General features: G+C 67.4%; 18 protein-coding genes. 14 read left to right on the top strand and 4 right to left on the bottom strand.

All coding sequences use genetic code 11. The features are described from left to right. Positions 1–141: 141 nt before the first annotated feature. A complete protein-coding gene (locus tag ABDV69_RS08625) occupies positions 142–486 on the bottom strand; it encodes a hypothetical protein (protein ID WP_343573280.1) in 345 nt (114 codons plus the stop codon). Continuing rightward, positions 483–2,057 carry an MBL fold metallo-hydrolase gene (locus ABDV69_RS08620; protein ID WP_343573279.1) on the bottom strand — a complete coding sequence of 525 codons (1,575 nt, stop codon included), beginning with the start codon at positions 2,055–2,057 and terminating at the stop codon, positions 483–485. Before ABDV69_RS08620 ends, ABDV69_RS08625 begins: the two co-directional genes overlap by 4 nt. Before the next feature lie 106 nt (positions 2,058–2,163). Between ABDV69_RS08620 and ABDV69_RS08615 the strand changes: the two genes are divergently transcribed. From ABDV69_RS08615 to ABDV69_RS08600, 4 genes are read left to right on the top strand one after another with little or no spacing between them, the layout of a single operon-like run. Continuing rightward, complete coding sequence (locus ABDV69_RS08615) at positions 2,164–2,931, top strand: 1-acyl-sn-glycerol-3-phosphate acyltransferase (protein WP_343573278.1); 768 nt, start codon at positions 2,164–2,166, stop codon at positions 2,929–2,931. Positions 2,932–2,936: 5 nt separating this feature from the next. Then, the gene (locus tag ABDV69_RS08610) at positions 2,937–3,686 is read left to right on the top strand and encodes a lysophospholipid acyltransferase family protein (RefSeq protein WP_343573277.1); all 750 of its coding nucleotides are present in this window, start codon (positions 2,937–2,939) and stop codon (positions 3,684–3,686) included. A gap of 14 nt (positions 3,687–3,700) precedes the next feature. Further along, the gene (locus ABDV69_RS08605; protein ID WP_343573276.1) at positions 3,701–4,486 is read left to right on the top strand and encodes a 1-acyl-sn-glycerol-3-phosphate acyltransferase; all 786 of its coding nucleotides are present in this window, start codon (positions 3,701–3,703) and stop codon (positions 4,484–4,486) included. Beyond that, positions 4,432–5,298, top strand: coding sequence for an HAD family hydrolase (locus ABDV69_RS08600; RefSeq protein WP_343573274.1), 867 nt, complete (start codon positions 4,432–4,434; stop codon positions 5,296–5,298). Before ABDV69_RS08605 ends, ABDV69_RS08600 begins: the two co-directional genes overlap by 55 nt. Here ABDV69_RS08600 and ABDV69_RS08595 read toward each other — a convergent pair. Then, the gene (locus ABDV69_RS08595; RefSeq protein ID WP_343573286.1) at positions 5,295–6,887 is read right to left on the bottom strand and encodes an N-acetylmuramoyl-L-alanine amidase; all 1,593 of its coding nucleotides are present in this window, start codon (positions 6,885–6,887) and stop codon (positions 5,295–5,297) included. The two genes, ABDV69_RS08600 and ABDV69_RS08595, sit on opposite strands and share 4 nt — an antisense overlap. Positions 6,888–7,084: 197 nt before the next feature. Further along, positions 7,085–7,846, bottom strand: coding sequence for a hypothetical protein (locus ABDV69_RS08590; protein ID WP_343573272.1), 762 nt, complete (start codon positions 7,844–7,846; stop codon positions 7,085–7,087). A 266-nt stretch (positions 7,847–8,112) separates the two neighbouring features. Here ABDV69_RS08590 and glf point away from each other — a divergent pair, with 266 nt between their 5' ends. From glf to pks13, 10 genes are all read left to right on the top strand, one after another. Then, positions 8,113–9,327, top strand: a complete 1,215-nt coding sequence (gene glf / locus ABDV69_RS08585) for a UDP-galactopyranose mutase (RefSeq protein ID WP_343573270.1) — start codon at positions 8,113–8,115, stop codon at positions 9,325–9,327. After that, positions 9,324–11,297, top strand: coding sequence for a glycosyltransferase (locus tag ABDV69_RS08580; RefSeq protein WP_343573269.1), 1,974 nt, complete (start codon positions 9,324–9,326; stop codon positions 11,295–11,297). Before glf ends, ABDV69_RS08580 begins: the two co-directional genes overlap by 4 nt. Continuing rightward, positions 11,278–11,838 (top strand): phosphatase PAP2 family protein, encoded by a 561-nt coding sequence (locus tag ABDV69_RS08575; RefSeq protein WP_343573268.1) that lies wholly within the window; start codon positions 11,278–11,280, stop codon positions 11,836–11,838. Before ABDV69_RS08580 ends, ABDV69_RS08575 begins: the two co-directional genes overlap by 20 nt. Further along, positions 11,835–12,752, top strand: coding sequence for a decaprenyl-phosphate phosphoribosyltransferase (locus ABDV69_RS08570; protein ID WP_343573266.1), 918 nt, complete (start codon positions 11,835–11,837; stop codon positions 12,750–12,752). Before ABDV69_RS08575 ends, ABDV69_RS08570 begins: the two co-directional genes overlap by 4 nt. Before the next feature lie 79 nt (positions 12,753–12,831). After that, positions 12,832–14,733 (top strand): flagellar motor control protein ZomB, encoded by a 1,902-nt coding sequence (gene zomB / locus ABDV69_RS08565; protein WP_343573285.1) that lies wholly within the window; start codon positions 12,832–12,834, stop codon positions 14,731–14,733. A gap of 409 nt (positions 14,734–15,142) precedes the next feature. Further along, complete coding sequence (locus ABDV69_RS08560) at positions 15,143–16,186, top strand: alpha/beta hydrolase family protein (RefSeq protein WP_343573265.1); 1,044 nt, start codon at positions 15,143–15,145, stop codon at positions 16,184–16,186. Between the two features lie 168 nt (positions 16,187–16,354). Next, the gene (locus ABDV69_RS08555; protein WP_343573264.1) at positions 16,355–17,245 is read left to right on the top strand and encodes an alpha/beta hydrolase family protein; all 891 of its coding nucleotides are present in this window, start codon (positions 16,355–16,357) and stop codon (positions 17,243–17,245) included. A gap of 102 nt (positions 17,246–17,347) precedes the next feature. Next, on the top strand, positions 17,348–18,367 hold the full coding sequence (locus ABDV69_RS08550) for a cutinase family protein (RefSeq protein WP_343573263.1): 1,020 nt from the start codon (positions 17,348–17,350) through the stop codon (positions 18,365–18,367). A 336-nt stretch (positions 18,368–18,703) separates the two neighbouring features. After that, positions 18,704–20,596, top strand: coding sequence for a long-chain-fatty-acid--AMP ligase FadD32 (gene fadD32, locus ABDV69_RS08545; RefSeq protein WP_343573261.1), 1,893 nt, complete (start codon positions 18,704–18,706; stop codon positions 20,594–20,596). Positions 20,597–20,604: 8 nt separating this feature from the next. Further along, positions 20,605–25,872, top strand: coding sequence for a polyketide synthase Pks13 (gene pks13, locus ABDV69_RS08540; protein ID WP_343573259.1), 5,268 nt, complete (start codon positions 20,605–20,607; stop codon positions 25,870–25,872). Positions 25,873–25,882 lie beyond the last annotated feature (10 nt).

The raw sequence follows: 25,882 nt of genomic DNA, 5'->3' as shown, positions 1-25,882 counted from the left end.
GCTAGACGGTAAGCGCCCGACCGTCTGCGCGTGCCGGTGCTGGCGCTCGATGGTCGCGAACGCGAAACTGGTGAACAGGCTGGAGCAGGCGAACCAGATCGGACCGAATCGGCCCGGCAAGTGCTGGATGACACCAGCCTCCTAGCCCCGTTCGTCGAGCAGTCGGTCCAGCAGCGCGGTGAACTCTTGCGCGTCGGCCGGCGTGAACGCCGGGCTGGGCCGGGTGCCTGGCACGTCGAGCGTGATCAGCGTGGACCGCAACGGCCGGCCCATGTCCAGCGGCAGCCAGCGGCGCAGGTCGGAGCTGCCCCAGATGCGAAACCGGTGCAGGAGCAGCCCCAGCGGTTCGGCCTGGTAGCCGCGAACATGCCGCAGTGCGATGATCTTCGCGGTGCCGGACGGAAAGTGGTAGCGGCGCAACGTAATCGCCTCGTGGTCCAATTGAATGAGGCCGTCGTCGTAGCAGTCGTCGGTGTCAGCGCTCATTGCCGGGAGCTCCGAAGCTGGTGACCGCGGGCGGTGAGGCAGCGGCCGTTCTCCAGGTTCCACTGCCAGCCGTGCAGGTTGCAGGTCAGGGTGTTGCCCTCGATGATGCCGAACTTGGACAGATCGGCTTTCAGGTGCGGGCAGCGGCGCTGAATTTCCCAGCCGTCCATGGTGATCGACGCGGAGTCGTCGTGGGTCTCAGCGAACCAGCCGTCGGCGTAGGCGATCCGCTCAGCGGTCAGGCACTTGAAGAACGTGTACAGGTATTCGTTGTAGCCGCCGACCCGCCAGGCCCGGAACCGGGTGGACAGGAAGATGGTGTTGACCCAGTCCGGCTCGTCGTCGCGCAATACGGTGCGTACCAACTCGGCCGGGATGGCGAACCCGTAACGGAACTTTTCGTCGGGAATCGGTTGGCGCACCGTGCGTTTGGGGAAGTCGAGGACGACCCGCTCTGAGCCCAGCACCAGCTCGACGGGATAGCCGATGCCGTCGCAGATCTCGTTTCCGGCGAGCATGATCGGTTCGAACTTCGCGCGCAGCGGCTCGAGCAGAGAGTCGTCGGCGGCGGGTGCCCAGCGGGCCTTCTCGGCGGCCAGCACCGGCTCCATCCGCGCGGCGTAGTCGGCGATGTAATCGGCTTTGCCGGTAGTGAAAATCGCCTCGACTCCCCCGCAAGCGGGAGGTGCCCCCAGTTCGGCCGGTAACGGGTGCTCATGTGAGTTCAGTTGCGTGCCAGTGAATTCGGCGGTCGAACCGGGCAGCATCAGCAGGCCGTGGTGGTGACCGTTTTGTCGCAGCTGATCGAGGAACACCATCTGGTCGGGAAAGATGTTGGCCGGATCGCCGTGGTCGTCGTTGAGGTCACGCAGCTCAGGGTCCAGGAAGCAGGGCGGGCCGGCCGACGGGATCACCCACGTCGCGCCGACCTGCGCGATGTACTGGCGACACCGGTCCATCTGGCGCTGGCGCTTCTGGATTCCGAACGACTCCTTAGCCCGCTCCGGCATGTCGTAGACCATCGGGTACCAGATCGCACCGGAGTACTGCAGCATGTGCACGTCGACGTGACCGAACGCGTGCGTCAGCACGTCCAGATCGACCGGCCGCGCATCGTTCATGTTGAACGCCGTCGTCACGCCGTCGCTGACCACCAGCCCCGAGTCGCCGATCGGGCCGTCGGCGGGAGCGCGCAGCGCGATGATCATGACGTCCAACTCGCCCTTCGGCCCGGCGATCCGGTGCAGATGCGAATCGGTGGTCTCGAAGAACCGGTGAAACCCCAGCATCTGGAGTGCATTTTTGAGGTCCGGCACCGGATAATCCGGCAGCAGGACCACGGCGTCGGTGTCGACGTGCTCGGTCAGCAGCGTCGCGTCGAAGTGGTCGGAGTGCAGATGCGAGATGTAGAGGTAGTCGCAGTCGCCGAGCGCGTCCCAGTCCAAGCCACTGTTGTCCGGGAACGGGAACCAGGACGCGAAGTACGCCGGGTTGACCCACGGATCGCACAAAATGCTGCCAGCCGCTGTATCGATCCGGAAGCCGGCGTGGCCGATGCTTGTGACCTGCACTGACACCCTTTGGTCGCGCTCATCTGACGTCCCGAGCTTAGCCCGAGACCGTCGAAACGCCCGACCCGCTAGAGCAGCAAGCCGGCGAACACTAGTCTTGACCACCGTGGAACCGGTATACGGGACAGTGATCGCGTTGGTGCGGTTGACATGGCGAGTGCAGGGTCTGCGTTTTACGGTCATCGGCCAGGAGAACATCTCCGAGGGCGGCGCCGTCATCGCCATCAACCACACCAGCTACTTCGACTTCACCCTGGCCGGCCTGCCGGCCTTCCAGCAGGACCGCAAACGCAAGATCCGGTTCATGGCCAAGCAGGAAGTCTTCGACAACAAGATCACCGGACCGATCATGCGGGGCTGCCGGCACATCCCGGTGGACCGGTCCCGTGGGACAGCGTCCTACCAGGCCGCTGTCGACCGGCTCAGGGCCGGTGAACTGGTCGGCGTCTACCCGGAAGCCACCATCAGCCGCAGCTTCGAGATCAAGGAGTTCAAGTCAGGCGCCGCGCGGATGGCGATCGAGGCGAACGTGCCGATCATCCCGCACATCGTCTGGGGCGCCCAGCGGATCTGGACCAAGGACCACCCCAAGAAGCTGTTCCGGCCAAAGGTGCCCATCATGATCGTGGTCGGCGAACCGATTGCTCCGACGCTGCCGGCACCCGAGCTGACCGCGCTGCTGCACTCCCGGATGCAGCACCTGCTGGAGCAGGCACAAGACCGTTACCCCTCGCACCCGGCGGGCGAATGGTGGGTGCCGCACCGGCTTGGCGGCGGTGCGCCCACCCTGGCCCAGGCCGCCCAATTGGACGCTGAGGAAGCCAGCCAACGCGCTGCGGCCCGGGCCGCTCGTGAGGCGGGTCGCGCCGAGTAGTGGTTATGGAGCCGGTGTATCGCACGCTGGAGGTCGCGACCAAGGCACTGGTCGCGGCGACTGGCACCACGATCACCTTTCAGCATCTCGAACACATTCCGCGCACCGGTGGAGCCGTCATCGCCGTCAACCACACCAGCTACGTGGACTGGATTCCGGCGGCCCTGGCCGCGAACTCCCGCGGTCGGCGCATCCGCTACCTGGTCAAGGCGGAGCTGCAGCAGGTGAAGGTGGTCAATTTCCTGATCAACCACACCAAGACCATCCCGGTCGATCGTGCATCGGGATCACGCGCCTACGCCGAGGCGGTCCGGCTACTGATGGACGGTGAGGTGGTCGGCCTGATGCCGGAGGCCACCATCAGCCGCAGCTTCGAACTCAAGGCGTTCAAGACCGGGGCGGCTCGGCTGACCCTGGAGGCGGGGGTCCCGACGGTGCCGCTGATCGTCTGGGGCGCCCAGCGGATCTGGACCAAGGACCACCCCCGCAACATCGGCCGACGCAAGATCCCGGTGATCGTGGCGGCGGGACCGCCGCTACCGCCGTCCGGTGATATCGAGCATCTGGACGCCGCCCTACGCGAAGCAATGACGTCGCTGCTGCATCGCGTGCAAGAGGAGTATCCGCACCCCGAAGGCGCTTTTTGGGTGCCGCGACGGCTCGGCGGCAGCGCGCCGACGGTAGCGGAGGCAAAAATAATTGAGGACACTGAGAGGTCCGAGCGCGCGCGCAAGCGCGCCGAGCGCAGCGACTAGAAGGAGCGATCGCCATGCCAGAATCGTTTTACCGGTTCGGGGAATGGGTCGTACCGCCCGTGGTCGCGATGAATGGAACCAAGTTCAGCTTCAAGGGGCTGGAGAACATTCCTGAACACGGCGGCGCGTTGCTCGCCCAGAACCACACCAGTTACCTCGATTGGCTGCCGCCGATGCTCGCCGTCCGCGAGCGCGGCCGCCGGATGTACTTCATGATCAAGGCCGAGATGGCGGACGTGAAGGCCGTCGACTACGTCATCAGGCACGCCCGGCTGATCCCGGTGGATCGCCGCAACGGGAACGACGCTGTCGACGTCGCGGTCGAGCGCTTGCGTGCGGGTGAGTTGATCGGGATGCATCCCGAGGCCACCATCAGTCGCAGCTACGAGTTGCGCGCGTTCAAGACCGGTGCGGCCCGGATGGCGCTGCAGGCGCAGGTGCCGATCGTCCCGCTGATCGTGTGGGGTGCGCACCGCATCTGGCCCAAAGACCACGAAAAGAGGTTGTTCCGCAACAAGATTCCGATCACGGTCGCCGCCGGTCGCCCGCTGCCCCCGCACGGGACGGCCGACGAACTCAACGCCAATCTGCGCACGGTGATGAACCAACTGCTGTACCAGGTGCAGGAGGAGTATCCGCATCCCGCGGGGGAGTTCTGGGTGCCGCGGCGGCTCGGCGGTAGTGCGCCGACTCGCGAAGATTCGCAACGGATCCGGCTGCGCGAACTGCAAAAGCGCCGGGAGAAATGCGGGACGGACGGCGTGACCCGCCCGGGGCAGCGCCAAAGCGGTATCCATTGACCCTGCCCGCGCTGATCGCCTGCGATGTCGACGGCACGCTGATCAACGAAGACGAACTCATCACCCCGCGTACCCGCGACGCCGTGCGCGCGGCGGTCGACGCCGGTGTGCTGTTCGTGCTCGCCACCGGCCGCCCGCCACGGTGGATTCCGCCGGTGGTCGACGGGCTGGGGTTTGCGCCGATGGCGGTGTGCGCCAACGGCGCTGTGATCTACGACCCGAAGACCGACCGCGTGCTGTCCGCGAAAACCCTGTCGGTGGACGCGCTGTGCGCGCTCGCGGAGATCGCCACCCGGGTCATCCCCGGCGCGGGGCTGGCCGTCGAGCGGGTCGGAGAGAGCGCGCACGACAGCGCCACACCGCAATTCGTCAGTTCGCCGGGCTACGAGCATGCCTGGCTCAACCCCGACAACACCGAGGTCTCGCTCGCAGACCTGCTCAGCGCCCCCGCGATCAAGCTGCTGGTCCGTAAGGCCGGCGCGCGCAGCGCCGACATGGCAGCGGTGCTGGCCCGGCATGTCGGGGTCGAAGGCGACCTCACCTACTCGACCAACAACGGGTTGATCGAGATCATGTCGGCTGGCATCAACAAAGGCTCGGGTATCGCGGAAATTGCCGAGCCGCTGGGTATTCCGGACGCGGATTGGGTCACATTCGGCGACATGCCCAACGACGTGCCGATGCTGTTGCGGGCCGGCCTCGGGGTGGCGATGGGTAACGCGCACCCCGACGCGCTCGCGGCCGCCGACGAGGTCACCACCACCAACGCCGACGACGGGGTGGCGCGGGTCCTCGAGCGTTGGTGGCTTTAGGCCGCCGGGGCCACCGGGGAGAACCGCTCGAGTTGAACCGGCGGCCCGGTGCCAGGCGGCGGCGGTAATTCCTCGACCACGCCGTCGATCACCCGGCTGACCCGTCCGGTGAGCCGGTCGAAGTTCAGCGTGCCGTGCTGGAAATTCTGCTTGACCCACAGCGGCTCCTGGAATTCCGAGCTGGTCGGCAGGCCCAGCGCCCCGCGCTCGAAGCCGAGCGAGGCCCAGGCGTCGTAGATGGCCCCGGTGACCACCTCCGGGCCGGTCTCCGGCGACCAGTACATCGCGCCCTTCTCGAAGGTGACGTAGCGTGCGGCGCCGGCCCCGGTCGCTTCGGGCGAGGTGGGCGCTCCCAGCACGCTACTGGGGCCTCCGATGGTCTGCCAACGGTCGTAAATGGCGCCGCCCTGCAGCGACAGGGCCAGATCTTCGGGCCGCGGCGAATCGCTGGAATACGCTGCCGTTTGCCGGATTTCGTCGAGCAGCTGGTAGGCGACGTTGCCTGGGCAGTCGGTGGCGCCGACGTCGCGGTGGGCGAAGATGGTCGGCAGCGTCGCGACGGTGTCGAAACCGAAGTTGGTGTTCTCGCCACCGGCCGACAGCAAAGCGACTGTGCCCCTCGGGTCGATGTGGTCCACGCCGAGCCGCCAGCCGATCAGCCGGCCGGTGGTGTGCAGCTGAATCGGTGTCGGTGCGATGTCGTCGAAGTTGCCGATCATCGCCACCCCCCAGCTGTCGCGGTTGAAGCCGCCGGTGTGGTCGCCCTGGACGGGCCCGAGCAGGGCGCCGGCCCGGCCCTCGAACACCTGGCCGTACTTGTCGACCAGCGCGTTGTAGGCGATGTCGCACCAGCCGAGGATCTGGGTGTGGTACGCGAAGATCGACTGCACGATCGCCGCCGAGTCCTGCGGCTGGTAGTCGTTGCTCTCGGCGGTGTGGTGGACCACCGCGGCGCGGATGGGCTGGTCGAACGGCCGGTTGCCGCAGTGCACCGCTTCGTCGGCGCCCCACTGCGCGCGGGCGATGATGGCCGGCGCCTGGCCCGGGGCGACGATGGCGGTGGGTGGGTTCCACTGGGTGTCGGCGGGTGCCTGCGGCGGCGAAATGAGGATCGCCGCAATATTCTGCGCCAGTGGCTGTTCGGTGTTGGCGGGGATATAGCCCAGGCCGGGGGGCGGCGACGTCTTCGGCGCTGACGTGCGGGGTGCGCCGGCCGGGCGGCTGACCGAGATCTGGACCGTGGTGGTCGTGCCGACAAAGACCGGATCGGTGCCGCGCGGGCCCGCGGCGGCGCCGTCGCCTCTGGCGGGCAGTGCCTCGGTCCCGTACCACCGACCCCACGAGCCGTCGGCGCGCCGGGCGCGCACCCGAGCCGTCGTCCCGGTCAGGTCACCGCCGGTGAGCGCAACCATGGAAAACGGTGTGGCCTGGCTGATTTCGCGGACCGTGACGCCGCCGCCGAGTCCGACCAACGGCTGCTGCGCGAGGTGGGTGCCGCCAGTGCGGGGCGAGTGCTCCCGGTTCCCGCCTGTCGAGGTAACCGCCCACGGCAGGATGACGACGGTCGCCGCGATGGCGGCCAGCAACATCGTCGGCGGGCGACAGGGGGACGGCACGACCCGATGTTACGTATGTGTCTATTGATGCGATTGATTCGACACGCTACTCAAGTGAACAAAGTGGTGCGCACACGGCACGGCACCGCAGAGTTTGGGCGACCCTGGTCAGACCAGGAGCTCACTTCTGCGGTGCCGTTTCGGGGGGAAATCCGAAGCCGGGCGTGCGATCAGGGGATCGGTGCCGGCACAGGTGGCGGCGGAAGCGGGGCGGCCGCGCCATGTGCGGCCTGGGTCAGGCCCGGCAGGATCATGCCCTTGAGCAGGTCGATCGCCTGACCGGCGCCCAACTGGTTGGCTGCGCTCATCACGTCGCTGACCAATCCGCCGCTGGGAGCCGGCGCCGCTCCGAGCGACGGATCGCCCAGGATCGGGTAGGTGCCGCCCGACGGGTCCAATCCGACCGGGTCGCTGATCGGAAGCTCGCTCGGGTTGGACAATCCGCCGACGCCGGTTGTCGGGCCGAAGGCGTTCGGGCTGGTCAGCCCCGGCGTGAGACCCGGGCTGGTCAGGCCGGGCGTGCTCAGGCCCGGAGTGGTGGCGCCCGGCGTCAGACCCGGTGTGGTGAGGCCCGGTGAGGTCAGGCCCGGTGAGGTCAGGCCCGGTGAGGTCAGGCCGGGCGAGGTCAGGCCGGGGCTGGCGAGATCGGGCGAGCCGAACCCGGACGTACCCAGGCTGCTCGGGCTGGTGGCACCGGTCAGGCTCGGGATCGGCGGCAGGCTGACCCCGAACTGCGACAGCCCTTGCGTCAGCGCGCCCATCAGCTCGCCGGGAAGGTCGGTCATGGACGCGGCCCGGACGAACTCGCGGTGCTGGGGTGCAGGCTTGGCGGTCAAGTCGCAAACAGCGATGTAAGCAAAAGGACTCGCGACCGCCAGAGCGGCGAACGCGCTCGTGGCTGTCGAGAGCCTGCGTCGACGTCGGTTCGGCACGGAAGTCTCCTCAATCTGGACTGCGGTGTGTCGTGCACGCCGGGGGCGCGAACGGTGTCTGAGAACTGCTTGTTCGGACACATGGCTGATGTTACTTACGTGAATGTTGTTACTGGAGTGACGAGATCTAATCGTGAGCCAATCGCGACTTTCGTCACCAAATCTCGGCCAACCGTTACCCGCCACGCCGGTATTCGGGCTTGCGACGGTGAGACCACCGCGCCGAACGGGGCGATGTTCTCCCAGTCCGATACCCTAAGCAACCGATGACTTCTCCTTCCGGTCGCTTTGACCTCTATGTCGTCGGCTCCGGCTTTTTCGGCCTGACGATTGCCGAGCGGGTGGCTACCCAGCTCGGCAAGCGGGTGCTCGTGGTCGAACGGCGTCCGCACATCGGCGGGAACGCCTACTCCGAGGCCGAGCCCCAGACCGGTATCGAGGTACACAAGTACGGGGCGCACCTTTTCCATACCTCCAACAAGCGGGTGTGGGACTACGTGCGGCAGTTCACCGACTTCACCGGCTATCAGCACCGGGTCTTCGCCATGCACGACGGCCAGGCCTACCAATTCCCGATGGGGCTGGGACTGGTGTCCCAGTTCTTCGGTCGCTACTTCACTCCCGACGAGGCACGCGCGCTGATCGCCGAGCAGGCTACCGAGATCAACACCGATGACGCGCAGAACCTCGAAGAGAAGGCGATCTCGCTGATCGGCCGACCGCTGTACGAGGCGTTCGTCAAGGGATACACCGCCAAGCAGTGGCAGACCGACCCCGCTGAGCTTCCTGTTGCCGTCATTAATAGGTTGCCGGTGCGCTACACCTTCGACAACCGCTACTTCAACGACACCTACGAGGGCCTGCCGGTCGACGGCTACACGGCCTGGTGTGAAAACATGGCCGCCGACGAGCGCATCGAGGTCAGGCTGGACACCGACTGGTTCGACGTGCGCGACGAGCTCCGCGCCGCCAGCCCGGACGCGCCGGTGGTGTACACCGGCCCGCTGGATCGCTACTTCGACTATGTCGACGGTCATTTGGGCTGGCGCACACTCGATTTCGAGGTGGAAGTGTTGGGCGGTTGCGGGGATTTTCAAGGCACCCCGGTGATGAACTACAACGACGCCGACGTCCCGTACACCCGGATCCACGAGTTCCGGCATTTCCACCCGGAGCGGGACTACCCGACCGACAAGACGGTGATCATGCGGGAGTACTCCCGCTTCGCCGAGCACGACGACGAGCCGTACTACCCGATCAACACCGAGGCCGATCGTGCGCTGCTGGCCGCTTACCGGACCCGGGCGGCGAACGAAACCACTTCGGCAAACGTGCTTTTCGGTGGGCGACTCGGTACCTATCAATATCTCGACATGCACATGGCCATCGCCAGTGCCCTCAATATGTACGACAACGTCCTGGTGCCGCACCTGCGCGACGGCGGTTCGCTGGACGAGAACAGCAGAGGAACCCGGGCATGAGTAAGACCACGGTCGACGATCCGGCCCACGCCGCAACCGAGCGCTCCAGCAAGGCGGTGAGCCTGCTGGCCCGCGTCATCCTGCCGCGGCCGGGCGAGCCCCTCGACGTCCGCAAGCTCTACCTGGAAGAGTCGACGACGAATTCCCGCCGCGCACATGCCGGTAACCGCACCTCACTGAACATCGGCGCCGAGTCTCAGGTCTCGTTCGCCACCTACTTCAACGCGTTCCCGGCCAGCTACTGGCGGCGGTGGACGACGTGCACCTCGGTCGTGCTGCGCACCGAAATCACCGGCCAGGGCCGCGTCGACGTCTACCGCACCAAGGCCACCGGCGCCCGGATCTTTGTGCAGGGCCAGAACTTCGCTTCCGCGGGCGGTGACCCGGAGGTGCTCGAATTCCAGTTGAGCCTGCAGCCGTTCGAAGACGGCGGCTGGATCTGGTTCGACATCACCACCGACTCCGACGTGACCCTGTGCAGCGCCGGCTGGTACTCCGACGAGCCCGCGCCGGGTGTCGCGAACGTCGCGATCGGCATCCCGACCTTCAACCGGCCGAATGACTGCGTCAACGCACTGCGTGAGCTCACCGCGGATCCTTTAGTGGACAAGGTGATCGGCGCGGTCATCGTGCCTGACCAGGGCACGTCGAAGGTTCGCGACCATCCCGATTTCGCCGCGGCCGCCGCGCCGCTGGGCGACCGGCTCGCCATCCACGACCAGCCCAACCTCGGTGGCTCCGGCGGATACAGCCGGGTGATGTACGAGGCGCTGAAAAACACCGACTGCCAACAGATCCTGTTCATGGACGACGACATCGAGCTGCAGTCGGACACCATCCTGCGCATCTTGGCGATGCACCGCTTCGCCAAGGCGCCGATGCTGGTCGGCGGCCAGATGCTCAACCTGCAGGAGCCGTCGCACCTGCACATCATGGGCGAGATGGTCGACCGCGAGAACTTCATGTGGACCGCGGCGCCCTACACCGAATACGACCACGACTTCGCCGAATACCCGCTGAGCGACAACAACCCTCGCAGCCAGCTGCTGCACCGTCGTATCGACGTCGACTACAACGGCTGGTGGACCTGCATGATCCCGCGCCAGGTCGCCGAGGAACTCGGCCAGCCGTTGCCACTGTTCATCAAGTGGGACGACGCCGACTACGGGTTGCGCGCCGCCGAACACGGCTATCCGACCGCGACGCTGCCCGGTGCGGCGATCTGGCACATGGCGTGGAGCGACAAAGACGACGCCATCGACTGGCAGGCCTACTTCCACCTGCGCAACCGGCTGGTGGTGGCGGCCATGCACTGGGACGGCGACGTCAAGGGCCTGGTCCGCAGCCACCTCAAGGCGACGCTGAAACACCTGTCCTGCCTTGAGTATTCGACGGTCGCCATCCAGAACAAGGCGATCGACGATTTCCTGGCCGGCCCGGAACACATTTTCTCGATCTTGGAATCCGCGCTGCCAGAAGTACACCGGATGCGCAAGCAGTACCCGGACGCGGTGGTGCTGCCGTCGTCGGATGAATTGCCGGCACCCTCGCAGCGGAGCTACCAGATGAAGCCCCCGGTGCACCCGCTGTCGATCGGCTACCGGCTGATCCGCGGTGCGCTGCATCAGCTGAAAAAGACCGAGCCGCAACATCATCAGCGCCCGCAGCTCAACGTGCCGACCCAGGATGCCCGCTGGTTCCGGCTTTCGATGCTGGACGGCGCCACCGTCACCACGGCCGACGGCCGCGGCGCGGTCTACCGTCAGCGCGACCGGGACACGATGTTCGCCCTGCTCTGGCAGTCGGTGCGACGCCAGCGCCAGCTGCTACGCCGCTTCGACGAGATGCGTCGCATCTACCGCGACGCGCTGCCGGTGCTGTCCAGCAAGGAGAAGTGGGAGACGGTGCTACTGGGGGCCCAGCCCGCCGGAAAAAATGTGGCGGCTGGCAATGGCCGACGCCGCGGCTGAAACGGCGACACCGGGCGGCGAAGTCGCCGTCCTGGTCGCCGTGCAGTCGGCACTGGCCGATCGCCCAGGCGCGTTGGCACTCGCCCGGGCGCTGTCCTATTTCGGTGAACACAGCCTGGGCTGGTTGGCGGTGTCGGCGCTCGGCGCGATCGCACAACCGGCCAAGCGCCGCAGTTGGCTGCTGGCCGGCGCCGGGGCATTCGCCGCTCATGCCGCCGCCGTGGTGATCAAGCGGATCGTCCGGCGTCCGCGTCCGCATCACCCGGCGGTCGCGGTCAACGTCGGCACCCCGAGCAGCCTGAGCTTCCCGTCGGCGCACGCCAGCTCGACCACTGCGGCGGCCATCCTGCTGGCCCGTACCACCGGTTTACCGCTGCCTGTCATGCTGGTGCCGCCGATGGCACTCTCCCGGGTGCTGCTCGGCGTGCACTATCCCAGTGACGTGGCCACCGGTGTCGCGGTCGGCCTGGGCGTGGCGGTAGCCACCGAAAAGGCCGCGGCCTGGGTCGATCGTCGCATGACAGGTGAGGCGCCGAGATGAGCAGCAAGGCAGACGAGACGGTGGCCGGACCGCCGGCCAACGTGGTCGTCGGCGTCATCAAGGCGATGCGCCCGCGGCAGTGGGTGAAGAACGTCCTGGTCGCGGCGGCACCGCTGGCGGCGTGGGGCACCGATGTGCACTACGACTGGGCCAAGGTCCCGGGTCAGGTCGCGATCGCGTTCGTGGTGTTCTGTCTGGCCGCCTCGTCGATCTACCTGATCAACGACGCCCGCGACGTCGAGGCCGACCGTCAGCACCCCACCAAGCAATTCCGCCCGATCGCCGCGGGTGTGGTTCCGGAGTGGCTGGCGTACACGCTGGCGGTGGTGCTCGGTGCGGTGTCGCTGGGGGTGTCCTGGTGGGTCAACCAGAACCTCGCGCTGGTGATGGTCGTCTACATCGTGATGCAGCTGGGCTACTGTTTCGGCCTCAAACACCAAGCGGTGATCGACATCAGCATCGTCTCGTCGGCGTACCTGATCCGGGGCATCGCGGGCGCCGCCGCCGCCAGCATCCATCTGTCGCAATGGTTTCTGTTGGTGTTGGCCTTCGGGTCGCTGTTCCAGGCGGCCGGAAAGCGTTACGCGGAGCTGCAATTGGCCGAGCGCACCGGGGCCAAGATCCGCAAGGCGTTGGAGAACTACACCAGTACCTACTTGCGGTTCGTCTGGACGTTGTCGGCCACCGCGGTCGTCGTCTGCTACGGGCTGTGGGCGTTCGAGCGCGACCACGGGAGGGCCGGCTGGTTCGTGGTGTCGATGGTGCCGTTCACGATCGCGATCCTGCGGTATGCGGTGGACGTCGACGGCGGTGTGGCCGGCGAACCCGAGGAGATCGCGCTGCGCGACCGGGTGCTGCAGGTGTTGTTCCTGGCCTGGATCGGGACCATCGGTGTCGCAGTCATCCTCGGCTGACGCGGCCGTAGCGGCCCCACGCCCGACCTCCCGCTGGCCGGCGCTCAAGTCGGTTGGCAGGGTCTCGTTTCCGTACGACATCACGGTTCGGGTCAGCCTCTGGACGAGCGTCGCGGTGGTCACGGTGCTGTTCGGCTGGGGCGCCTGGCAGCGCCGCTGGATTGCCGACGACGGGCTGATCGTGCTGCGCACCGTGCGAAACCTGTTGGCGGGCAATGGCCCGGTGTTCAACAAGGGCGAGCGGGTCGAGGCCAACACCTCGGTGGTGTGGACGTACCTGACCTACGCCGTCAGCGCGCTGACCCGGCCGCTGCAGCTGGAATACGTGGCTCTGGCCTTGGCGCTCGGACTGAGCCTGGCGGGTGTGGCGATGCTGATGCTGGGCACCGGCCGGTTGTTCGCACCCAGCCTGGTCGGCCGTCGCGCGATCATGCTGCCGGCCGGCGCACTGGCTTACATCGCCGTGCCGCCAGCGCGCGACTTCGCCACCTCCGGGCTCGAAAGTGGTTTGGTGATGGCCTATCTCGGGCTGCTCTGGTGGATGATGGTCTGCTGGTCGCAGGCTCGCCGCCGCCCTAGCGGGCAGCGCCCTCACGGGCGGGTGTTCATCATCGCGCTGGCTTTCGTCGCCGGCTGCAGCGTGTTGGTGCGTCCCGAGTTGGCGCTGATCGGCGGCGGCGCGCTGATCATGATGCTGATGGCCGAACAGGCCGGGCGGCGTCGGCTGGTGATCGTGTTGGCCGGCGGGCTGTTGCCGGTGGGGTACCAGATCTTCCGCATGGGCTACTACGGCCTGCTGTTTCCCGGTACCGCGCTGGCCAAGGACGCCGCCGGCGACAAGTGGTCGCAGGGCCTGGTCTACTTGGCGAACTTCAACGGCCCCTACGCGCTGTGGGTGCCGATGCTGCTGCTGACGGGGCTGGGCGTGCTGCTGTGGGCCTCGGCCCGCCGGGGCCGCTCGGCACCCGTTGCGCCGTCGTCGGGCGGTGGGCCGGTGGCCCGCACCGTGCAGAGTCCAGCCGCCGTCGTGATGTTCATCCTGGTCAGCGGGCTGCTGCAGGCGCTCTACTGGATCCGCCAGGGCGGCGACTTTATGCATGGCCGGGTGCTGCTCGCCCCGCTGCTGTGCCTGCTCGCGCCGGTCGCCGTGGTGCCGGTGGTATTCCCGGAGGGCACCAGGCTCACCCGCGAGACCGGCTACTGGCTGGCCGGCGGCGTGAGCGCGCTGTGGATGTCGGTCGCGGGATGGGCGCTGTGGGCGGCCAATTCGCCCGGCCTGGGCGACGACGCCACCCGGGTCACCTACACCGGCATCGTCGACGAGCGCCGTTACTACGCGCAGGCAACCGGTCACGCGCATCCGCTGACCGCCGCCGACTATCTGGATTACCCCCGGATGCGCGCAATCCTGGTGGCGCTCAACAACACTCCGGAGGGTGCGCTGCTGCTGCCGTCCGGCAACTACGACCAGTGGGACCTGGTTCCGCCGATCCAACCGGAGGGGGCTCCGCTGCCCCAAAATGGCCCGCACACGGTCTTTTTCACCAACCTCGGCATGGTGGGCATGAACGTCGCACTCGACGTTCGGGTGATCGACCAGATCGGGTTGGCCAATCCGCTGGCCGCGCACACCGCGCGGTTGCAGCACGGCCGCATCGGTCACGACAAGAACCTTTTCCCGGACTGGGTGATCGCCGACGGGCCGTGGGTGAAGTGGTACCCGGGCGTGCCGGGCTACCTCGACCAGAAATTCGTCCAGCAGGCCGAGGCGGCGCTGAAATGCGAGGGCACCCAGCAGATGCTGAATTCGGTGCGCGGCCCCATGAGCCTGCACCGCTTCTTCTCGAATCTGCTGCACTCGGTGCAGTTCACCCGCTACCGCATCGACCGCGTCCCGCGCTACGAACTGATCAGGTGCGGTCTGGCCATTCCGGAGTCAGGCGGACCTCCCTACACGGGCCTGCCGGCCACCGGGCCCTAGCCGGCCGTGGACGTTACCTGCCGGAGAATTTTTTGAGCTGTTCGGTGGGCGCGGCGCCCGCCGTCCCGATTGGCGTCCAGCAACGCTGAATATACGGTATTACCAGCGGATAACCGTTCGCCGGCACATTCGTAGCGGGGTGATCCGCGGCCGAGTTGAGCGGGTCCGGCCGCAGCGCGAGGCCCGGTTTCGGGTCTACGCCGATGAGAGTTCAGACCGCGACATGTGGTTGACTACGCAAGCACAGCTGCGCCGTCCGGCTTCGATGCGGGTCCGAATGACTCGTTGGCAGCCGCGTCAGGCTGGCGCGTTCAGCAACGATGCGTGCCAAGCGCGCTGACCAGCTGGGCAATAGGGCGATGCAGTCCGACCCACACCGTTGGGCCCGACAATGAATGAGGAAGCAAGAATGAGGCTTGTTGACAGGTTTCGCGATGCGGCTGCGACGTTGCCGCGTCGGCTCGCGCTCGGGGCTGCGGCCGCAGCACTGCTGCCGGGCATGATCGCCGCCGTGGGCCAGACCGCGGACGCGCACGCGTTCTCCCGGCCGGGTCTGCCCGTCGAGTACCTGCAGGTGCCGTCGCCGTCCATGGGTCGCGACATCAAGGTCCAGTTCCAGAGCGGTGGCGCCAACTCGCCCGCCGTCTACCTGCTCGACGGTCTGCGCGCGCAGGATGACTTCAACGGCTGGGACATCAACACTCCCGCGTTCGAGTGGTTCAACCAGTCCGGTCTGTCCGCCATCATGCCGGTGGGCGGCCAGTCCAGCTGGTACACCGACTGGTACAAGCCGGCCTGCGGCAAGGCCGGTTGCCAGACCTACAAGTGGGAGACCTTCCTCACCAGCGAACTGCCGCAGTATCTGAACGCCAACAAGCAGGTGAAGCCGACCGGTGGCGCGGCTGTCGGTCTGTCCATGGCCGGTGCCTCGGCGCTGAACCTGGCCAACTACCACCCCGCGCAGTTCATCGAGGTCGGATCGTTCTCTGGCCTGATGGACCCGTCGCAGGGCATGGGGCCGACGCTGATCGGTCTGGCCATGGGTGACGCCGGCGGTTACAAGCCCGCCGACATGTGGGGCCCGAAGGAAGACCCGGCGTGGACCCGCAACGACCCGCTGCTCAACGTCGACAAGACCGTCGCCAACGACACCCGGGTCTGGATGTACGTCGGTAACGGCAAGCCATCCGACCTCGGTGGTGACAACCTGCCGGCCAAGTTCCTCGAGGGCTTCGTGCGCACCAGCAACGTCAAGTGGGAGGACGCCTACAAGGCTGCCGGTGGCCACAACGCGGTGTTCAATTTCGACAACAACGGCACGCACGACTGGCCGTACTGGGGCCAGCAGCTGCACGCCATGGTCCCTGACTTGCAGCAGCACCTCGGTGCCACTCCGGGCGCAGGCCCCGCCCCGGGCGCTCCGGCTGCCGCGGCGACCGGTCAGCACACCTGATCCCGGCACAGCTCAGCACGGCACGGCTGACGGCGACGACCATGCGAGGTCGTCGCCGTTCGCCGTTTCTGGCGTCCGGCCCCTGCGTGTGTGATTAGCTACCTTGCGGGAACCGGGGGCCGATTTGCAGCCCCCCTATTGGCGGTCGAGCGACGAGCGAGGTCAGTGATGAGAAGTCTGTTGATGCTGCTACGGCTCCTGTGCGTCGCCGTACTGACGGCCGGAGGGTTTCTCGGGACGCACATCAGCGCCGCTCGCGCCGCCGGCTACCAGACCCTGATGGTTCCCTCCGCGGCGATGGGCCGCGACATCCCGGTGCAATTCCTGGCCGGCGGGCCGCACGCGGTGTACCTGCTGGACGCCTTCAACGCCGCGCCGGACGTCAGCAACTGGGTGACGGCGGGCAACGCGATGAACACCCTGGCCGGTAAGGGGATTTCGGTGGCCGCCCCGGCCGGTGGCGCCTTCAGCATGTACACCAACTGGGAGCAGGACGGCAGCAAGCAGTGGGACACCTTCCTGTCCCAGGAGCTGCCGGACTGGCTGGCCGCCAACAAGGGTCTGGCCCCCGGTGGGCACGGCGCCGTCGGCGCATCCCAGGGCGGGTACGCCGCGATGGCGCTGGCCTGCTTCCACCCGGAACGCTTCGGCTTTGCCGGCTCGCTATCCGGCTTCCTCTACCCGTCGAGCACCACCACCAACGGGGCGATCCTCGCGGGCCTGCAGCAATTCGGCGGCATCGACGGCAACGGCATGTGGGGAGCCCCGCAGCTGGGCCGGTGGAAGTGGCACGACCCGGACGTGCACGCGGCGCTGCTGGCGCAGAACAACTCGCGGATCTGGGTCTGGAGCCCGACGAACATGGGCGGCGACGCCGCGGCGATGATCGGTCAGGCCGGCGCGGCGATGGGCGACGCCCGGTTCTTCTACCAGGAGTACCGCAACGCCGGCGGCCACAATGGGCACTTCGACTTCCCCGGCGGCGGCAGCAACGACTGGGGCTCCTGGAGCGGTCAGCTGGGTGCGATGTCCGGCGACATCGTCGGCGCGATCCGCTAACTCGCCGGGCGGTCCCGGTGCCGCGACCCGGTACCGTGAATGGAGCTCGGCGGCACTGAGTCTGTCGGCTGCGCCACCGACCGACTCTGCGGCAGGGGAGTAATGGCTGTGAACTCACGGCGGAAACGCCGTCGTCGAATCCTGGCGTTGATCGCCGCCGCCGCGGTGGCACTGGTGGTGGGGCTGGTCATCTTGGCCGTGGTCGGCGTGCTGCGCCAGCGGCAGAGCGTGCCGAGCGCGGTGCCACCCAGCATCCTGCCCCCGACCAGCGGCGGCTTGCCGTCTCACCCGCACAAGCCGCGGCCGGCCTCGCAGGACGCCAGCTGCCCCGACGTGCAGCTGCTTGCGATCCCCGGCACCTGGGAGTCGTCGTTGCAGGACAACCCACTCAACCCGGTCCAATTCCCGAAGGCGTTGCTGCTCAACGTCACCCGGCCGATCCGGGAGCAGTTCAACTCGAGCCGGGTCGAGACGTACACCGTTCCCTACACCGCGCAGTTCCGCAATCCGCTGGGCGGCCCACCGCAGATGTCCTACGACGAGAGCCGCACGGAGGGAACTCGGGCGGCGGTCAAGGCGATGACGGACATGACCGCTAAGTGCCCGCTGACCAGCTACGTGCTGGTGGGATTCTCGCAGGGTGCGGTGATCGCCGGTGACATCGCCAGCGACGTCGGCAACGGGCGCGGTCCGGTGGACGACGACCTGGTGCTCGGTGTGACCTTGATCGCCGACGGCCGTCGGCAGACGGGAGTCGGCCAGGACATCGGCCCTAATCCGCCGGGCGAGGGCGCCGAGATTGTCCTGCGCGAGGTGCCGGTGCTGTCCACCCTCGGCTTGACGATGACGGGCCCGCGGCCGGGTGGCTTCGGTGCGCTCAACGACAAGACCAACGAGATCTGCGGACCCGGCGACCTGATCTGCGCCGCCCCGCCGGAGGCGTTCAGCCTGGCCAATCTGCCCAGGACGCTGGACATCCTGGCCGGCGGCGCCGGTGCGCCGGTGCACGCGCTGTACGCCACCACCCAGTTCTGGAGCCTGGATGGCCAGCCGGCGACCGTGTGGACGCTGAACTGGGCGCACGGCGTGATCGAGGACGCTCCGCACCCCAAACACGGGTGAGCCCAAACACCGGCGAGTAGGGGCCTGCAACAAGGGCCCGACCGCTCGGCCCGGCGTCACAGGTCACAGTTGTGATAAGCGGTACCTTCAAATTTGGTCGGCGGCGCACCGCCCACTAACATTAAGAATAATTTAAGAGCAGCTACGGTCAGCCCATCGTATCCACGCGGTGCGGACGGGTTGACGCGCTTCGGTAGCCTCGGTGAGGCTTGCCGTTCGCGACAACCCTACGCGGGCGAAGTGTCGTGCTTTCGCAGGCCGACCCGAGTCCGATGACCCCCGTCGGCGCGGCTCCCACGACTTAACCCAAGCAGTGGGTGAAGGAGAGAAAGCGGAATGGCGTACCACAACCCGTTCATCGTGAACGGCAGGATCAAGTTCCCGGACAACACCGACTTGGTTCGCCACGTCGAAAAGTGGGCGAAGGTGCGCGGGGACCAGCTGGCTTACCGTTTCCTGGACTTCTCCACCGAACGCGATGGTGTCGCGAGGGACATTTCCTGGGCCGAGTTCGGCGCCCGGAATCGCGCGGTGGGCGCCCGCCTGCAGCAGGTCACCCAACCCGGTGACCGCGTTGCCATTCTGTGCCCGCAAAGTCTGGACTACCTGGTCGCATTCTTCGGCACCCTGTACGCGGCCCGCATCGCGGTACCGCTGTTCGATCCGGCCGAGCCCGGTCATGTGGGACGGCTGCACGCGGTGCTCGACGACTGCACCCCGGCGGCAATCCTGACCACCAGCGATTCCGCAGAGGGGGTGCGCAAATTCTTCCGCAGCAGGCCGGCCAAGGACCGGCCGCGCGTCATCGCCGTGGACGCGGTGCCCAACGACGTCGCGAGCACCTGGGAGCCCGTGCTGGCCAATCCGGACACCGTCGCATATCTGCAGTACACCTCCGGCTCGACCCGCACGCCGACGGGCGTCCAGATCACCCATCTGAACCTGCCCACCAACGTGGTCCAGGTGATCGAGGCGATGGAGGGCCGGGACGGCGACCGTGGGGTCAGCTGGCTGCCCTTCTTCCACGACATGGGCCTGATCACCACGTTGTTGTCGACCGTGGTCGGCTACCGGTTCACCTTCATGACGCCCGCCGCCTTCGTGCGCCGGCCCAGCCGGTGGATCCGCGAACTCGCGCGCAAGGAAGGCGAAACCGGTCAGACCCTCTCCGCAGCCCCCAACTTCGCCTTCGAACACGCGGCGCTGCGCGGCCTGCCCAAAGAGGGTGAGCCACCGTTGGATCTGAGCAACGTCAAGGCGATCCTCAACGGCAGCGAGCCGGTGTCGGCGGCGTCGATCCGGAAATTCAACGAGGCATTCGGGCCGTACGGCTTCCGCGAGGAGGCGATCAAGCCGTCCTACGGTCTGGCCGAGGCCACCCTCTTCGTTTCGACCACCCCGATGGACCAGGCGCCGACGATCATCAGCGTCGATCGGGAGGCGCTGAACAACCGGCGTTTCGTCGAAGTCGCCGCCGATGCGCCCAACGGCGTCGCACAGGCTTCCGCCGGCGTCATCGGAGTCGACGAGTGGGCGATCATCGTCGACTCCGAGACTGCCACCGAGCTGCCCGACGGACAGATCGGCGAAGTCTGGCTGCACGGCAACAACATGGGTGCCGGTTACTGGGGTCGCGAACAAGAGACGACCGAAACCTTCAAGAACATTCTCAAGTCGCGCGCCAACCCGTCCCGCGCCGAAGGCGTCGCCGACGACGGGATGTGGGTGCGGACCGGTGACTTCGGCACCTATCACCACGATCACCTCTACATCACCGGCCGGGTCAAGGATCTGGTCATCGTGGACGGCCGCAATCACTATCCGCAGGACTTGGAGTACTCGGCGCAGGAGGCCAGCCAGGCGCTGCGCACCGGTTACGTCGCCGCGTTCTCGGTACCGGCCAACCAGTTGCCCGCTGAAGTGTTCAACGACCCGCACGCCGGGCTCAAGTACGACAAAGACGACAGCTCCGAGCAATTGGTGATCGTCGGCGAGCGCGCCCCCGGTGCCCACAAGCTGGAATACCAACCGATCGCGGACGCCATCCGGACCGCCATCGCTGTCCGGCACGGCGTGACCGTGCGCGACGTCCTGCTGGTACAGGCCGGCTCGGTGCCCCGGACCTCCAGCGGGAAGATCGGCCGACGCGCGTGCCGCGCCGCCTACATCGACGGCAGCCTGCGCAGCGGCGTCGCCTCACCCAATTCTTTCCCCGACCAAACGGACTGATCGCGACCATGACTGACTCGGACCCCGTCGCCCAAGCGAGCACTCCCGCTCCGGACCGCACCGACATGACCGTCGCCGAGGTGCGGCAGTGGTTGCGTAACTGGGTCGCGCAGGCCACCGGCCAATCGCCCGACGCGATCGGTGAGGCCACGCCGATGGTGGAACTGGGTTTATCGTCGCGTGACGCGGTGACGATGGCCGCCGACATCGAAGACCGCACCGGGATCACGGTGTCGATCGCGGCCGCGTTCGAGCACCCGACGATCGAGGCGCTGTCCAACTGGATCGTGCAGGGCGACCCGGAGCTGGACTCCACCGGCACCGACGACATCGACTGGACCCGTAGCGGACCCGTCGAGCGAGTCGACATCGCGGTGGTGGGTCTGGCCACCCGGCTGCCCGGGGACATGAACACCCCCGATCAGACCTGGGCTGCGCTGCTGGAGGGTCGCGACGCAATCACCGATCTGCCGGAAGGCCGCTGGTCGGAGTTCATGGCGGAACCCCGGCTGGCCGAGAAGATCGCCAAGGCCCGGACCCGCGGCGGATACGTCACCGACATCAAGGGCTTCGACTCCGAGTTCTTCGCGTTGTCCAAGACCGAAGCCGACAACATCGACCCGCAGCAGCGGATGACGCTGGAGCTCACCTGGGAGGCGCTGGAGCACGCCCGCATCCCGGCGTCCAGCCTGCGCGGTGAGTCGGTCGGCGTCTTCGTCGGCACCTCGGTGATGGACTACAGCTACCTGGCCATGTCCGACCCGACCGTCGCCCACCCGTACGCCATCACCGGTACCGCGAGTTCGATTGTCGCCAACCGGGTGTCGTACTTCTTCGACTTCCACGGCCCGTCGGTCGCGGTGGACACCGCGTGCTCGAGCTCGCTGGTGGCCACCCACCAGGCGGTGCAGGCGCTGCGCAACGGCGAGTGCGACGTGGCGATGGCCGGCGGCGTCAACGCGCTGATCACCCCCGCGGTGACGCTCGGTTTCGACGAGATCGGCCAGGTGCTCTCACCCGACGGTCGGATCAAGTCGTTCTCCGCCGACGCCGACGGCTACACCCGTTCCGAGGGCGGGGCGATGCTGGTGCTCAAGCGCGTCGACGACGCCCGCCGCGACGGCGACCAGATCCTCGCGGTGATCGCCGGTAGCGCGGTCAACCACGACGGCCGGTCCAACGGTTTGATCGCGCCCAACCCAGACGCACAGGCCGACGTGCTGCGCCGGGCCTACAAGGACGCCGGCATCAACCCGCGCACCATCGACTACGTCGAGGCACACGGCACCGGCACCGTGCTGGGTGACCCGATCGAGGCCCAAGCGCTGGGCCGGGTGATCGGCCGCGGCCGGCCCGCCGACAAGCCACTGCTGCTCGGCGCCGTCAAAACCAATGTGGGACACATGGAGTCGGCGGCCGGCGCTGCCAGCCTGGTCAAGATGGTGCTGTCGCTGCAGCACGACAAGCTGCCGCCGTCGATCAACTACGCCGGGCCCAACCCCTACATCGACTTCGACGCCTCGCACCTGAAAGTCCTTGATACGGTGAGCGACTGGCCGCGCTACAGCGGTTACGCCGTCGCGGGTGTGTCCAGCTTCGGGTTCGGTGGCGCCAACGCGCATGTGGTGCTGCGTGAGACGCTCCCCCGTGACTTGGTAGATCGGGCGGTCGAGCGGGAGCCAGAACCTGAGCCCGAGGCTGCGCCCGCCGCCGAGGAACACGTCGCGCTGGTCGGCGGCTTGCGTTTCGACGAGTACGGCGAGTTCATCGATTCCGCCGCGGGCGGCACCGCGCCGGGCGAGGGCGAGTACGAACTGCCCGGCCTGACCGACGAAGCTCTGCGTCTCAAAGAGATCGCGCTGGCAGAGCTTGCCGCCGAAGAGGTTCCAACCCCGGTAGTGCCGCTGGCGGTGTCGGCGTTCCTGACCTCGCGCAAGCGGGCTGCCGCGGCCGAGCTGGCCGACTGGATGGAATCAGCGCAGGGACAGGCATCGTCGCTGGAGTCGATCGGGCGGGCGCTGTCGCGCCGCAACCACGGCCGCTCGCGCGCGGTGGTGCTGGCCCACGATCACGAGGAAGCCATCAAGGGGCTGCGGGCGCTCGCCGAGGGCAAGCAGAAGCCCTACGTGTTCAGCACCGACGGCCCGGTCACCAACGGCCCGGTCTGGGCGATGGCCGGATTCGGTGCGCAGCACCGGAAGATGGGCAAGAACCTCTACCTGCGCAACGAGATCTTCGCCGAGTGGATCGAGAAGGTGGACGCGCTGATCCAGGACGAGCGCGGCTACTCGATTCTCGAGCTGATCCTCGACGACTCGGTCGACTACGGCATCGAGACCAGCAACGTCGTGATCTTCGCGATCCAGATCGCGCTGGGTGAGATGCTCAAACATCACGGCGCGAAACCCGCTGCGGTCATTGGCCAGTCGCTGGGTGAGCCCGCATCGGCCTACTTCGCCGGCGGCCTGTCACTGGCCGACGCCACCCGGGTGATCTGCTCGCGATCCCACCTGATGGGCGAGGGCGAGGCGATGCTGTTCGGCGAGTACATCCGCTTCATGGCGCTGGTCGAGTACTCCGCCGACGAACTCAAGACGGTGTTCGCCGACTTCCCCGGTTTGGAGGTGTGCGTCTACGCCGCCCCCAGCCAGACCGTGATCGGCGGCCCGCCCGACCAGATCGACGCAATCGTCGCCCGCGCCGAGGCGGAGGGCCGCTTCGCGCGCAAACTCCAGACCAAGGGCGCCGGCCACACCTCGCAGATGGATCCGCTGCTGGGCGAGTTCTCCGCTGAGCTGCAAGGCATTTCGCCGCATAGCCCTAACGTCGGGATCTTCTCGACGGTGCATGAAGGCAACTACTTCCGCCCCGGCGGCGAGCCGATCCACGATGTGGCCTACTGGCTCAAGGGCATGCGGCACTCGGTGTACTTCACCCACGGCGTCCGCAACGCCGTCGACAACGGTTACACCACGTTCCTGGAACTCGCACCCAACCCGGTCGCGCTGATGCAGATCGGTCTGACCACCGCGGCCGCGGGATTGCCTGACGCACAGCTGATTGCGACGCTTGCCCGCAAGCAGGACGACGTCGAGTCGATGATCTCGGCGATGGCGCAGCTGTTCGTCTACGGCCATCACCTCGACATTCGAACGTTGTTCAGCCGTGCCGGGGGGCCTGAAGATTTCGCCAACATCCCGCCGACCCGGTTCAAGCGCAAGGAACACTGGCTGGACGCGCACTTCTCCGGCGACGGCTCGATGCTCATGCCCGGCACGCACGTCGCGATGCCGGATGGCCGGCACGTGTGGGAGTACGCGCCGCGTGCGGCGACTGATCTGGCGGCATTGGTGAAAGCCGCTGCGACGCAAGTGCTGCCAGATGCTCAGCTGGTCGCCTCCGAGCAACGTGCAGTGCTGGCCGACGGCGCCCGGCTGGTGACGACGCTGACCCGCCACCCCGGTGGCGCCTCGGTGCAGGTGCACGCGCGCATCGCCGAGTCCTTCACGTTGGTCTACGACGCGCTGGTGGCGCGGGCCGGGCAGGCCTCGGTGTTGCCGATAGCCACCGGCTCAGGGGTCGCCGCCGCGGCGATCGCTGCTCCGCAGTCGGTGGCCGCACCGGCCGCCGAGCCGGCAGCCGAGGAGACGCCCGACGCCGTGACCGACAGCCTCACCGCGCGTCAACTCGGCGGGTTGGGCCGCTGGTCACCCGATTCCGGTGAGACGGTCCACGATCGGCTGGCCGCCATCGTCTCGATGGCGATGGGTTACGAGCCCGAGGACCTGCCCTGGGAGGTCCCGCTGATCGAGCTCGGCCTGGACTCGATGATGGCCGTGCGGATCAAGAACCGTGTCGAGTACGACTTCGACATGCCGCCGATTCAGCTGCAGGCGGTCCGCGACGCGAACCTCTACAACATCGAGCAACTGATCGAGTACGCGATCGAGCACCGCGACGAGGTGGCTGCTCTGCACGAGCGTCAGAAGACGCAGACCGCCGACGAGATCGCCGCCGAGCAGGCCGCGATGTTGGCCGGCGCGACCCCGGCCTCGCTGACCGCCGCGGGTACCGAGGTGTCCGCGGAACCTGAAGCGGCAGCGCCGATCCCGCCGCCGCCCAGCAACCCGGCCGGACCAAGCGCGCAACCCAACCTGGCGGGTGCTGCGCAGGTGCTCAACTCCGAAGCCGTTGCGGCAGCGCTCAATTCCGACATCCCGCCGCGCGATGCCGCCGAGCGGGTCGCCTTCGCGACCTGGGCGATCGTCACCGGCACGTCGCCGGGCGGCATCTTCAACGCGTTGCCGAAGCTCGACGAGGCCGCCGCCACCAAGATGGCCCAGCGGCTGTCTGAGCGTGCCGAAGGGACGATCACCGCCGACGACGTCACGGCCGCCGGCACCATCGAAGAACTCGCGACGACGGTGCGCGCCTTCCTGGAGGCCGGTGAGATCGACGGTTTCGTTCGGACCCTGCGGGCCAGGCCCGAAGGGTCCACCAAGCCGGCGGTGTTCGTTTTCCATCCCGCCGGTGGATCGACGGTGGTCTATGAGCCGCTGCTCAACCGGCTACCGCCGGATATCCCGATGTACGGTTTCGAGCGGGTCGAGGGCACCATCGAAGAGCGTGCGGCGCAATACGTTCCGAAGCTGCGTGAGCTCGGTGGCAACGGGCCTTTCATCCTGGCCGGCTGGTCGCTGGGCGGCGCACTGGCCTATGCCTGCGCGATCGGCCTCAAACAGCAGGGCTGCGACGTGCCGTTCGTCGGGTTGATCGACGCGGTGATGCCGGGCGAACCGATCCTGCAGACCAAGGAAGAGACCCGCAAGCGCTGGGACCGCTACGCGCGCTTCGCCGAGCGAACCTTCAACGTCGAGGTGCCGCCGATCCCGTACGAGACCCTCGAAGCGCTCGACGACGAGGGTCAGGTCAAGTTCGTGCTGGAAGCGGTGCAGCAGGCCGGCGTGCAGATCCCCGGCGGCATCATCGAGCACCAGCGCACGTCGTATCTCGACCAGCGGGCGATCGACACCGCCGAGTACCAGCCCTACGACGGCCACGTGACGCTGTACATTGCCGACCGCTACCACGACGACGCGATCACCTTCGAACCCGCGTATGCCATCCGCAAGCCGGACGGCGGGTGGGGCGATTACGTGGCCGACCTGGAGGTCGTGCCGATCGGCGGCGAGCACATCCAAGCCATCGACGAGCCGATCATCGCCAAGGTCGGCGCACATATGACCCAGGCGCTCAACAAGATTCACGCCGAGTGAGAAAGAGGCC

It is taken from the genome of Mycobacterium sp. (assembly GCF_039583785.1).
Taxonomy (GTDB): Bacteria; Actinomycetota; Actinomycetes; order Mycobacteriales; family Mycobacteriaceae; genus Mycobacterium.
This window is presented reverse-complemented; position numbering and strand designations above follow the sequence as displayed.